Source organism: Alteromonas sp. S015 (assembly GCF_036864485.1).
Lineage (GTDB): Bacteria > Pseudomonadota > Gammaproteobacteria > Enterobacterales > Alteromonadaceae > Alteromonas.
In genome coordinates, this window is sequence record NZ_JAZETO010000005.1 from 388369 (window position 1) to 401213 (window position 12845).

Annotated in this window: 11 protein-coding genes; 4 read left to right on the forward strand and 7 right to left on the reverse strand. The window is 41.4% G+C overall.

What is annotated here, in order from left to right:
- Positions 1 to 3: 3 nt before the first annotated feature.
- The 3 genes from V7R42_RS12135 to V7R42_RS12145 all read left to right on the forward strand — a co-directional run bounded on the left by V7R42_RS12135 (position 4) and on the right by V7R42_RS12145 (position 2240).
- A complete protein-coding gene (locus tag V7R42_RS12135) occupies positions 4 to 402 on the forward strand; it encodes a GFA family protein (RefSeq protein WP_334020492.1) in 399 nt (132 codons plus the stop codon).
- Positions 403 to 783: 381 nt separating this feature from the next.
- Positions 784 to 1479 (forward strand): EF-hand domain-containing protein, encoded by a 696-nt coding sequence (locus V7R42_RS12140; RefSeq protein WP_334020494.1) that lies wholly within the window; start codon positions 784 to 786, stop codon positions 1477 to 1479.
- A gap of 137 nt (positions 1480 to 1616) precedes the next feature.
- On the forward strand, positions 1617 to 2240 hold the full coding sequence (locus tag V7R42_RS12145) for a phosphatase PAP2 family protein (protein ID WP_334020496.1): 624 nt from the start codon (positions 1617 to 1619) through the stop codon (positions 2238 to 2240).
- 275 nt (positions 2241 to 2515) lie between these two features.
- On the opposite strand, the gene V7R42_RS12150 is transcribed toward V7R42_RS12145, so the two are convergent.
- Entirely contained in the window at positions 2516 to 3478 is a 963-nt protein-coding gene (locus tag V7R42_RS12150; RefSeq protein WP_334020498.1) for a DUF6792 domain-containing protein, read from the reverse strand.
- Positions 3479 to 3840: 362 nt separating this feature from the next.
- Between V7R42_RS12150 and phnW the strand changes: the two genes are divergently transcribed.
- Positions 3841 to 4929 (forward strand): 2-aminoethylphosphonate--pyruvate transaminase, encoded by a 1089-nt coding sequence (gene phnW, locus V7R42_RS12155; RefSeq protein ID WP_334020500.1) that lies wholly within the window; start codon positions 3841 to 3843, stop codon positions 4927 to 4929.
- A gap of 53 nt (positions 4930 to 4982) precedes the next feature.
- On the opposite strand, the gene V7R42_RS12160 is transcribed toward phnW, so the two are convergent.
- Genes V7R42_RS12160 through V7R42_RS12185 form a run of 6 tightly spaced genes read right to left on the reverse strand, consistent with a single transcriptional unit; the run spans position 4983 to position 12638 of the window.
- Positions 4983 to 5675 carry a UTRA domain-containing protein gene (locus V7R42_RS12160; RefSeq protein WP_334020502.1) on the reverse strand — a complete coding sequence of 231 codons (693 nt, stop codon included), beginning with the start codon at positions 5673 to 5675 and terminating at the stop codon, positions 4983 to 4985.
- Between the two features lie 6 nt (positions 5676 to 5681).
- Positions 5682 to 6233 carry a phosphohydrolase gene (locus V7R42_RS12165; RefSeq protein ID WP_334020504.1) on the reverse strand — a complete coding sequence of 184 codons (552 nt, stop codon included), beginning with the start codon at positions 6231 to 6233 and terminating at the stop codon, positions 5682 to 5684.
- Positions 6230 to 7624 (reverse strand): FAD-dependent oxidoreductase, encoded by a 1395-nt coding sequence (locus V7R42_RS12170; RefSeq protein ID WP_334020506.1) that lies wholly within the window; start codon positions 7622 to 7624, stop codon positions 6230 to 6232. Before V7R42_RS12170 ends, V7R42_RS12165 begins: the two co-directional genes overlap by 4 nt.
- Positions 7621 to 8427, reverse strand: coding sequence for a phosphonoacetaldehyde hydrolase (phnX, locus tag V7R42_RS12175; protein ID WP_334020508.1), 807 nt, complete (start codon positions 8425 to 8427; stop codon positions 7621 to 7623). The genes V7R42_RS12170 and phnX overlap by 4 nt, the downstream gene beginning before the upstream one ends.
- Entirely contained in the window at positions 8424 to 9779 is a 1356-nt protein-coding gene (locus tag V7R42_RS12180; RefSeq protein WP_334020510.1) for a DUF5690 family protein, read from the reverse strand. Before V7R42_RS12180 ends, phnX begins: the two co-directional genes overlap by 4 nt.
- 60 nt (positions 9780 to 9839) lie before the next feature.
- Entirely contained in the window at positions 9840 to 12638 is a 2799-nt protein-coding gene (locus tag V7R42_RS12185; protein ID WP_334020512.1) for a TonB-dependent receptor, read from the reverse strand.
- Positions 12639 to 12845: the final 207 nt, after the last annotated feature.

The window sequence follows — 12845 nt, forward strand, 5'->3', positions numbered from 1 at the left end:
TTGATGAAAAGGCATAAAGGGTCCTGCTTATGCGGCACCGTAAGGTTTGAAATTAAGGGTGATCTAGACAGTTTTTATCTGTGCCACTGCAAACATTGTCAAAAGGATACAGGTTCGGCCTTCGCTGCCAACCTGTTTTCAAGTTCGGCTATATTAACTTGGCTATCGGGTGTTAACGAAGTCACATCCTTTACCCTAAAAAACACGCGTCATAGCAAAAGCTTTTGTAAAATATGTGGTTCAGCTCTACCCAGCGCTCAATCTCAAAATATGCTTGCTGTACCTGCGGGGTGCTTAGATACAAAACTCCTGATTAAGCCTACTGCACATATTTTTAGTGCAAGCAAAGCGGCGTGGGAAGAAAGTTTGGAAACACTTAAAAAATTTGAGCGCTTACCATAAGAAAACCTGTGTTCTTTTGAAAAAACTATAGCCGGGTTATACCGATCCGCATAGATAATCGCCCACTATGTAAGACTTAACATGTTCACAATCGCGGTGTGTTACCGCAAATAATTGCCTGCTTGAATAACAGCAATTCATTTATCGATTGTATTAATGCGGCCCCTCTTTTTGTACTATTTTCGTTAACAAAAACCGGTAACTTTTTCAGAAAATTCTATAGTTCTCACAATCCTAGCTTGACGCCCCTCTTCCCTCACATCATATAAACCATTGATTAAAGTAAATTTTATACATTTGGCACGTGCTATGAATAACCCTTTGTGAATTCTCTCCTCCGTTTTAAAGCAGTATGGAGGCCGAAAAACCAAGGAGTTAGATATGAAAAAGTTAACAATTGCTACATTAATCAGTGCCGCTCTTTCTACTGGCGCATTTGCCGGCAGCGATATAGAAAAAATCGACACTACATTTGCCGATTTGGATAACGATGATAACGGCTATATTTCACGCGAAGAAGCTGACGACGATGAGATTTATGCACATTTTTCAAAAATTGATGCCAACTCAGACATGCAGCTTTCAGCTGAAGAATTTAACACTCATGTTATGAAGTTCCCCCAACATTTCGATGATGAAGTGCTTGCTACTGCAAAATCGATGAAAGAAAGCATGGGCAAACAAGGTACCATGGAAACAAAAGTTGAAGTTGATACCGATGTAGATGAAGTGGTTGCCGCAACGAATGACAAAAGGCTAACTCACGAGCTAAGAGCTGAAACTAAGTTGAATGCCAAAGGAAACCTAAAAAAGACAAATGTTGAAAAAGTCGCGGATGATACCGTTGTTAACGATAACACGGTTATTGCAGATGAAGCGGTAATTGCGCGCAGTAAATTTGAAATGATGGATGCTAATAATGACGGCGAACTGACCAAAGCCGAAGCGTCAAGAAGTGGCGTAACCCGTGACTTCGATAAAATCGACGTAAATGACGACGAATTGATCACACGGGCTGAATTTCAACGTTATCAGCGTACGCCAGAAAATGACCTAGGCGATAATTCGGAAGAGTAATTGTTAAGTAAGATCAGAGCCGCTCGTGCGGCTCTTTTTTGTGGTTTAACAACTTGCTTTGTGAGCATGCATTTATTGCTGTACACGACAGCAACCTTTTTCAAGGTTTTACTACTTTATCGAACAAGGGATTTTTTATGTTAGCTTCCACAGGAATCAAAGGATTATTTGCGTATCGAGCACTGCGAAAAATGAATGGGCACAGTGCGAAACCAACGCAAAATAAAGGCAACCTAGTTACATCTAGCGCATTAAGCAATGCAACGACGCCCCCATCTGTTGCCACAATTATGGGGTCAGCATACGCGATATCTAAGATGACTGATTCACCAAAGATACAGCGCTTTCTATTGAAGTCAACGCTTTCAGTTTCGGTGGCGGGGCTACTGAATGCTGGTCTTAAGCGCTTAATCGGCCGGAAGCGTCCGCGAGCTGAAAGCGGCCCTGAATTCAAAGGACCTGCCTTAAAAGACAAGTTTAACTCCATGCCTTCGGGACATGCTTGCGCAGTAGCGGCAGTCGCGGGCTCAATTCCTCGTACTTCTGGGCCTCTGCTGTTAGCATCAGCGGCAGGTTTGGCTGCCACCGCTGTTATTGGAAGGTCAAGGACAAAACGTGACGCGCATCATCTCTCAGATGTGTTGGTTGGAAGTTGCCTAGGTTTTGGCGTTGCCTACGCGGTGTCCAAACTCGAAAAGCCCGTTGAAGCTAAGGTTGAAGACCAGAAACAAAGTACTTCCCTGACGAACCGATTTAAATAACGCTAAGCACTTAAATATAAGGTGTGTCCCTTTCTGTTTTAAGAGGGACACGCTTATATTAGGTTAAACCTGACGTGTAACATTAGGTCAATTGTTCATTATCCACTTACCCTAAACTGAGACAGTCTCCTGTGTACTTAAAGAAGGCGTTTAGTAAAATCTTAAAGCCTGGCTTTCGTCCTGAAAGATTGATAAATGCCTGGAGATATTCAAGTCGCTAATTCCTAAGTCCGAAATATGCTGGTCCGCTTGATTCGCCCAATGAACTGTTAGCATCAGTTACTCGTGATGACACCACCAATCGAACAATGAGATGGATGTTTTTCGACATTGTCCAAGCGCCTCTCTCTCATATAATCAATCACCCTCTCGGCTTCTTTGTCTCCTGCAAAAGCAGCAAGTCTTGTTAGCGCAGTGGAAAAGTCTTTCATGTTGTGGTTTGCTATAAGTGAATCTTTATAAAAGTCTATCCACCGAGTATTCATGCCGGGTTCACCGGGATTTTCGTTGTTAGAAGGGTCGAAATCAAAAAGTAGCCACCTCAGTGGTCGTAAGACTTCACCTTTTTCATATACTCTGGTTGCATTGCGAGGTTCTTCATGGGGTTTTCCCAGCGAAAACAATCGCCCTCTGTTTGGCGATCCATTGAAAGAATATGCTTTACTGTTTTCCGTAAAGTCTTGTGCAAACTGGGCAAGCCCCCCACCTAAGGAGTGGCCGACGAATGTGACATAGTCATATGCCAAGCTGGGATTAGCATTCGCCTTTTCAATAACTAAATCTCTGAACAACAGGGATGAAGTAAACTGAGAGTCATCGTTTTTGGTACTAAAAAATCGGAAGTTGGCATACATGAAATCTCCAGAACCATCTGTTCCTCTATATGCGATAATCAATTCTTTTTTACCATTCGAAACAGTTCGATGCCAAGCTTGACCATAGAAACCATTACTTTGCATATTCTTAAACTCGTTTTCATCAATGGTTATTTCTTTCCATTGCTCATTGAGAGGAAGGCAAAGAGTTTCGTCTTCAAGGTAAGCTCTATCTGCTACAACAGAATAAACCCATGTTTCTAAAGCATACTTTTTGTCAGCATGGTTTAGCTCTGTATCGCCGACCCAATGATTTTGAAATTCAGAAAGGTGGGCTTTGCGTATAGGTGCTTGGTTAGGGGCTGAGGAGCACCCTGAAAGAAGCAAAATAAGAAAAATAGTACTGAGATTGATTCCCTTCATTAAGTCGTCCCTTCTAAGCACAGAGCTACTACTCAGTTCTTTCAACTCATATTACAATTGTATATATAATATACAAGCAACGATTGTGCAAATACTGTCTTTTTCTGTTTACCATAACTAGCTATGGGACTGCAAAGTACGTAGAGCGGACGCCCTTACATTGAGATCTTTATAAGGATATTTAAAGGACCGAGGGTAGGAGGATAAAGCGTCATTTTTAGTGAATAAGGTCTGATTAGGTTCACTATTGAATTTTATAATATGACAATTCAGTGAATATTAGTGATCTAAGATTGCCATGGAAATTATTTAACCATACAATTTGGTCTAGACCAGGTTGAAATGTAGTTAGAGAATACCTTATGGCTCATTATTTGTTATTGACCCCCGGCCCGTTAACGACGTCAGACACCGTTAAGCAAGCTATGCTCAAAGATTGGTGTACTTGGGATGATGATTACAACATTGATGTTGTACAAAAAATTCGCCAAACCTTAGTCAGTTTGGCAACTAATTCAAACGACTATTCTAGTGTATTGATGCAAGGTAGTGGCACGTCATCGGTTGAGTCTGTACTAGGCAGCGCTATTTTACCCAATGATAAGTTATTAGTGATTAACAATGGCGCTTATGGCAAACGTATGGCTGAGATTTGCCAAGTACTTGGACTTAACCATCAAGTATTAACCTTTAAAGAAACACAGGCACCAGATATAGCATTGATTGCAAACACCTTAACATCGGGTGATTTTAGTCACTTAGCTATGGTGCATTGTGAAACAACCACTGGGATGCTAAATCCTGTCGAAGCGATAGCTGCACTTTGTAGTGAACATAAGGTCCGTTTTATTTTAGATGCTATGTCGAGTTTTGGTGGCATAACTATGAATGTTGCACAGCTAAATATAGAATTTTTGATTAGCTCCGCCAACAAATGCATTCAAGGTGTGCCAGGTTTTGGATTTGTTATCGGCAAACTATCAGCTATAGAACGTTGTAAAGGCAATGCAAAATCATTAAGCCTAGATCTATACGATCAATGGCATACCATGGAACATTCTAATGGCAAGTGGCGTTTTACCTCACCGACACATGTGGTGAGAGCATTTGGTCAAGCACTCGTAGAACTTGAACAAGAAGGTGGTGTAGCTGCTAGGCAAGCTCGTTATCAACAAAACCAGCAATTATTATGCAATGGCATGAAAGAGCTGGGTTTTCAACCTTTATTGCCGATTGAAATGCACTCGCCTATCATCACTTCTTTTTATTCACCAAGCGCACCTGAATATAATTTTAAACGTTTTTATCAGGAATTGAAGCAATTTGGTTTTGTGATTTATCCGGGAAAGGTTTCAGATGCCGACTGCTTCAGGATTGGCAATATTGGCGAAGTGTATCCAGAAGATATTAAACGCCTTGTCTCGGCAGTTGCTCGAGTAAAATATTGGTAAATAAAAAAGGCCGCTTGGCGGCCTTAAGTTAATTTAAAGATAGTTATATAACCTTATTTACTATCTACTTCTATTTCTATCGCACTATGCACCCAGTATTCAATGTTGTAGTCGACCAGTTCGTCGTGTTGGTTAAAGCGTTTACGAATAATTTTTAGGCACAGAGCGCCACTATTTACATTGAGCAATTCGGCTTTGTCATCAGGTATTACAGTAACTATCAAACGGCTACTTTCATGGGTGATATTGACCCTGTAATCGTGTTCAAAAATAGTCGTAATTGAACCGTCTAAGGCCTTGTCTTTTAAACCATCAAATTGAGAAGCTAAACAGTAAATCTCTTCTACCATTATAGGACGTTCATCTAACGATCGGACGCGATATATTTTGTGAAGCTCACCTGAGGTTTTCAGCGAAAATGCTTGCTCTAGTTCCTTATTCGTCGCCAAAGTTTCAAACGAAACTAGCTTGGTTAACGGTATAAAATATTGCTCTTGTGCTAACTGATAAAAATTAACTTTTTTGACTGGATCCCACTTTAATCTGGGAGGGCAGATAAACCAGCCCTTACGATTTTGCCGATAAATTACCCCTTCTGCTTCCAAGCGAGTTAACGCTTCTCTAACGGTAATACGAGTTGATTGAAATTTTTCTAGTAACTCTCGTTCAGAAGGTAGTTTTTTAAGTTCAGGATGTTCAGCAATCAATGCAAATAAGTATTGCCTAATTTCTTGGTAGAGCAGCATAAGCCCCTAGTTTCCTATAAACATCTGTTTTGTCAGAGCTAACCATGGCGTAATTGATACATCGATAGTATGGCATGGTTTTCCTAAATCATCGTAGCGTCTGAGCTCCATTGCCTCAGCAAAACAATTCAGCCGTTCAAAAGCTAACGCTTCGTCATCAGTCATTGGGCCGCCTTGCTGTTGCAAGGTTTGAAAACTCGCCTTTGATAACGTGCTAGGCTCCATGGTGCGCGCTACATAACGTTTTGCTTGTACATGATAACGAATTGGTAGATAAACGCTAGCAGGAAAGCCTTGTTGTTGCAGCCAATCACTAGCAATCACATCGTGATTAATGTGACCCCATTGATCTAAACCTGCCATTTGACGTTGGTCAGCAATAAAGTGACCAATATCATGAAGAAAAGCCGCACAAACTAAGGGTTTCGGCGCTTGCTGTTGTTTAGCATGCCAAGCACTACTGATGGCGTGAGTGCGTTGATTGCAAGATTCTCCGTAAGTTTTATCGCCAAAGTGCTGAAAAAGTTGTTCAATACCTGTCATCACATCGTTGATCATTTATCTGCTTTTCCTGCCGCTGCGGCAAATTTCGCCATGTATTGGTCAAACCACCAAGGAGTTTTGTTGGCATCTTCAAATTGTTCTTTACGTTGCACACAGTTTTTAACGATTTGTGCACCAAGGTAACGAATTGGCTCAGGTGGAAACGAACCTAATGGACCTTTTGCTAAACCACAATTTGACCATGTGTTATTATGGCCTAGCGCTAAAGAAGACAGTATTTCACCACCCAGATAACTTTGTACTACGCCATTGCCAGAATAACCTAACCCATAAAAGACTTTCGGGTTTTCGTTAAGTCGTCCAAAAAACGGAAGCCCAGTAACAGAGCGATCAGAAGCGCCTGTCCAACTGGCTTCAATGTTGAACGCTAATGAAGGGAAAATTTTGTTAAAACTTTTGCCTAACATAGCCTCAAAACCACTTTTTTGATCAAAGGCTGGCAACATCTTGTTGGCATAAGCAAACAAATTTCCACCTTTACCTAACATGAGCCTACCGTCCGCACTTGTTCTATAGTAATGAACAAAAATACGCGAATCTGCCACGGCTTTGCCATGTGATAAACCTACATCAGTTAACGCTTGTGCTTGAGGCTTGGTGATGACCATGTCAGATGACACCAACACATAATGCCGATTAAAGCGAGGAAACATTTGCCCCATCCAACCATTAACTGCTATCACCACTTTTTTGGCTTTTATACTGCCCTGCTTAGTATTAACCTCTGGAGTTGTCGTTTGCTGTAGTGCTGTCATCGGTGAATGTTCATAAATATTCACGCCAAGCGAAAGCGCGGCTTTTTTTAGCCCAAGTACTAACTTTCCTGGATGCAAACTACCAGCAGCATCGGTTGATATAGCTACTTGGGTTAACGGGCTGCCGGAGACCTTAATAGCTTCATGCGCTTTTAATTTTTGCCAACGATTAATACCATATTGATCGAGCAAACTAAGTGGTTGATATAATTTTTTGGCTTGAGCAGCATTATTAGCCGTGTAAATAGCGCCATCGACTCGTATATCAGCATCGATGTGATGTGCCTGACAAAATTTCTTAATATCAAATACCGCTTGCTCAGAAGCCTGAACTAGTCGAATTGCCTCAGTAACGCCAAATAAGCTGATCAAGGTATTGAGTTTAGTGGCAAAGGTTAACATACAACCACCATTACGCCCTGAAGCGCCTTCTCCACATCGTCCTTTTTCGACAATGGTGACATCGGTATTAGGTGATTGTTGTTTAATTTTAATCGCTGTCCATAAGCCGGTAAAACCACCACCAACAATACACACATCAGTGCTGATGTTGCTGGTTAATGGTCTACCAGGTTGATCGCCCGTTAAGGTTAATGCTTGTTTAAACCAAAAAGGCTGAGTATTACTCATGGGCGTAGCTGCCTCGCTCTATTGGCCATGATGTGTTGGATCACCGGAATTGCGTCTGCCAATGAGTCGACAACAAAATGAGCTCCCGCTTGATAAAGCTCAGTATAAGCTTTAGTTTTTAATGCGTTTTGCTCTTCTGATGATAAGTCGCGCCACTCTGACTCTGTTAAACCGATAACATTGCCAGTAACAGCTAAACCTACAGTCCACATACCTGCACGTAACCCTTCTGTGATACCAGGTGCAGAATCATCAAATTTAATACAATTAGCGACATCTTTGATGCCAAGTTTTTGCACGTTTTCAAGCGCCATCCATGGGCCTGGTCTTGAACCAATAGTGTCGTCGCTTGCGACCCAGCAATCTGGGTTATAGCCTTGTTCTGCGGCTGCGGGCACTAAGATTTCCATGACTTCTCTAGGGTAACCAGAGCAAGAGCCAATTTTGATATCTTGTACTCTTAACCACGCAATTGTGTCTAATGCCCCTGCAATTGGTGTTGCATGTTGTGCTACTTTGGCTTTTTGCAATGGCATAAAGGTTTGATAAATTTCATCAACAGTTTCATCTGTCATCGATTGGCCAAACTGAGCTTGCCAACGTTGATCTACGGACGGTAATTGGCCTAAAGTTTTTATATGATCCCACTTCCCCATGCCCATGGGGGCTCGAGCTTCAGCAAGGGAAATATCAAAGTCATATGCTTGTTTAAATGCTTCAACAAAAATAGTAGTTGGTGCGACTGAGCCATAGTCAACCACTGTGCCTGCCCAATCTAAAATTACCGCTTCGATGTGATTCATGTGTTTTCCTTATAAAAAAGTAGGGGGGCTTTAGTGAGTCTCTCATGACTATGGTGATATCCAGCATGAGATGCATGGCTGCGGCGAAGCAACCGAACGCTAAAATACAACATAGAGCCAATCACCAAAGCTCCTCCAAGTGTTGCCACCAAGTAACAAAGGTGGATAAAAAATTCGAGCCAGCTGATCTCAGGAGATGCAAAGGTGCGATAAAGCAAAATGCTGACACTGCCCAAATAGCCAGCTGAATCGGCGAGGTAAATTAAAAAGCCCGCGTTAGCCGTTGAGCCAACAGCGGAGATCATCCGGTCAAACAAAAAACAGTTGTAGGGAATATAGGCAATATATAAACCGGCACCTAACCATACCATCCAGCTTTTGCCGTCAATCCATTGTTGTTCAAAGGCATAAGTAGTCCCCCCTAACAAAACACAGCCAAGCAATATAAAGCCATGATTGCTTAAAAATGCCGTGGTATTATTTTTGATCATCACCATGGCAGCTAAGACGAACAACACCACTCCCGCAATACGAATACCGGCATAAGCAAAGATCGCGGGCTCTTCTCCGTGACCAAGGGCTTGCCATATTTCAGCGGAAAAATTATCGCGAAAATCTCTTAAGCCGGTGAACAACAAAAAACTGGAGATAAGTAATAGAATGCCTGGTGCATAACGGAAAAAGAAAGCTAGACGCTGCTGGCCATTCATCGGTGCACGTGCTTGGCGTGCTAGTTTGTCACTGTGGGAAGGAGCAGGAGTTTGTGCTAAAAAGTACACTGATAAAAACAGCGGTAAAACGAAAATAGCCCCTGTTGTCGCTGGCATCCAATACTCTGTAACGTTTAAGTCTAAAATTAACCATTGGCCAACGGTGCGCACTAAACCTGATGCAACAATAAAAGTGACACTTAAAAAAGCACCCAAAATTTCGGAGGTTTTTCTGCCTTCAAGAAAGCTAAAAACTATGCCCCAAATCATGCCCAATGGAATGCCATTTAAGAACATCATCAGCGGCTTTAGAGATTCAGGTACTAAGGCGAATAATACTAAAGCCAGTTGCGCCGCCATAACCAAAGCCAGCAAAGCTAAAGCCCTGCGATTTGCCGTTAACTCGGAAACGACTTTGATGCCGATGAATTTTGACAATAAATAGCCAAAAACTTGTGCTAATACTAAAGCAATTTTGAAATCTAGCACGCCCATAAAGGCGTCGACTTGTTCAAATTTCCCCACAGAAAAAGGTTTACGAAATGCATACATGCAGAAGTAAGTCATAAATGCCGCTGACGAGGCATAAATCACAAACACGAAAGTGTTGCTACGCTGAAGAAAGTTGCTGATTACCGACATTGATCACTTACCTGAAGAGAGGAGAGCTGGGAAGGTTAACCTTCCCAGTTGACAACTTGATTAAAAGAAGTCGTACTTAAAGCCAATTTGGCCACGGATCCCGTAGTATTCAATTTGGTTTGGACGACTTTCTGAGCCAGTGAAATATTGTAGTGGCTCATCAGTAAGGTTGTTCAGTTCCATGTAAATCATGGCATTGTCGTTAAGGTAATAAGATGCGGTGGCATCAACACTAGTATAGTCACCGTAGTAGGTGTCTAACATCTCGTTGCTTCCGTGATCTTCGATGTATTCACCTTTGTGATTAACCGCAATACGTGCAGCAAAGTTGCCATCATCATAATAAAGTGCAAAGTTATAAAGCTCATCTGCCTGACGAGATATTTTCACTTTGTCATCACGACCTGGGATTTCCATCTCTGAATCCATTAAGGTGAAATTAAAACTCATGCCGAAGTTATCAAGCGATTGATTGATAAATCCAAGGCTTGAGTTGGCAGCAAACTCAATGCCATGTAACCAAGCATCATCACCATTTAATGGGCTTTTCACCGTTACAGAGTTACCACGATAACTGCCTTGATAGCTTTGCGAAAATACTGGGTCAATGATCTGTTTGTAGAAATAACCAACCGAAATAACGCCTGCGTCATCAAAGTAATGTTCATACATTAAATCGAAGTTGTTTGAATAGGTTGGATCAAGCTCTGGATTACCTGAGCGCAATTGGTTTTCCATTTCCAAATAGGTTGCACCTGGTGATAATTGACCAAAATCTGGGCGAGCAAAAGTACGCGTTAGAGCAAGTCGAACATTGGTCATATCATCTTGATGATAAGTCACGTGCAAAGATGGTAATATTGACCAATAATCTTTACTACCATTTTCCGGCTCAACGCTAGTGCCCTGATCATTTTCAACAGCTACGTAACCGTAAACATCCGTTTTTGTTTGTGTCGCTCGAAGCCCACCTAGAATAGTCCACATAGAAGAAGGCTTGTATGTTGCCATGCCGTACGATGATAAATGGCTTTCTTCTAGGTCAAAATTACGGCTTAAACCTCCACCATTTTCGACGACTTCAGAATCACCATCTAAGAAGGTTAGTTTATGATTATTTTCATCCCACCAACGCTTTAAATCATTAACAGGTATCACTTGTGAAAAGTGTTGTTGATAATTGATAGAGAAATTGTCGAGATAGTCACTACGTCCCGGCTGGTCAACTAGGCTAACTCCAAGATCAGCAGCAACCTGAGCAAGTGTTGGTGTTGGACCATATAGATCTTCATTCCAACCATAAAACTTATCGTAGAAGCTAGCATTACGCTCTTTATCTCGATACTTAACACCGGTTTTTAGTTCGAGCTGCTCAGAATAGTTATGGATTAAATCAAACTGGGCAACTATTTTATCTTTTTCTTTAATATCAATGCCATAAAGTTCCACATCGGCTAATACCGCTTGATTCGGATCCATCACCCAATCATTTGGCAAATGCATACCAATTTCTAAGGCAGGATCTGTACCACCATCAATTGTGTTATAAATTAAACCGCTACCTACATCGACACCATCGCGTTCACCTACATCAGTGTCAAACTGCACTCCTTGTTTAAACTTGACTACATAATAGGCATTATCTTTGCCGTTAGGTATATCACCATATTCAAACTGATTTTGATAAGTGCTCAACTTCCATTCGAAACGTGTATTAAAGTCAATATCGTACTCACCACCTAATTCAAACCCTGTCATTTCAGTGATCAGCTCATCATAAATATGCTGTAATTCAACGCGAGTTTTGTTGTAACGTACACGATGTTTATAATGAGTTTCTTCATCCGATAACGTACCGTACATTGCTTTGGCATATACCAAACCATGATCAAGCAAGTATTCACCCGCTACATTTAATCCATATGTTTTTCGTGTACCGGTATAATCTCTAAGCTCTAAGCGATGCACACCAGCAAAACCGTCTGCATCAACTTCACGACGAGGTTCGTAATTATCTGTTGCCCAGTCGCGTTCCCATCCTGTGGCATTAATTAAAAAGCCAAGTTTATTGTTAAGTAAACGATCACCATATAAAATATTAAATGAATGACTACCACCTTCTGCGAGCTCTGAGTCACCAATGCCCAAATTTACCGATAATATGCGCTCATCAGGGGCACGACGCGTAGTAAAATTGATATTACCGCCAATAGCATCTCCTTCCATATCAGGAGTGATCGCTTTAGATACTTCAACGAGCTCAATCATATCAGTAGGAAAAAAATCAAATGCCACTGCACGACTTGTCGTTTCTTCTTCCGCGGTTGGTAGGCGGTCACCATTCATAGACGTTGAGTTCCATTGCGATGGTAAACCTCGTACCGCCACAAACCGACCTTCACCTTGATCTCGCTCAATCGAAACACCTGGCATACGTTGCACTGCTTCAGCAGCGTTACGATCCGGTAATTTACCAATGCCATCAGCTGATAAAACGCTTTTTATATTGTCTGATTCTTTTTGCATATTGGTCGCCATCATAGCACCACGACGCATATAGCCAACCGCAACCAATTCTTCCATGGTATTATCATTGAGGTTTAAATTTAAACTACCTAAATCGACAACCTTGTCATCAACAACGGTAATATCAAAATCAGATGATGGGTAGCCAAGGTACTCAATACGTAATACGTGCTTACCTGCGGGTAAACGTGATAAATTAAATTGTCCTTGATAATTTGATGATGTTTTTGATTTAGTGCCAACAACTGAAATTTTAGCACCAGACAAGGTGCCAGAAGCATCAGTTACTAAACCTGTAATTGAACCATCAGCTAAAGCGGAAAAGCTAGACATAGCTAAAATGCCGGCTGCTATCGGTGTTAGTTTGTACATGTTATCCCCAAGAAAGTGTGCTTAACATTCTGGTCTAGACCAGATGACTTGTAATTATTCTATGGGGTGAATGTGACAAAAGTATTTCACAAATTTTAAAGAAATAACTGTATGAATAGGCACTAACAACCTAGACAATTAATAGCCTATCCTGAATGTCTGTAGTTG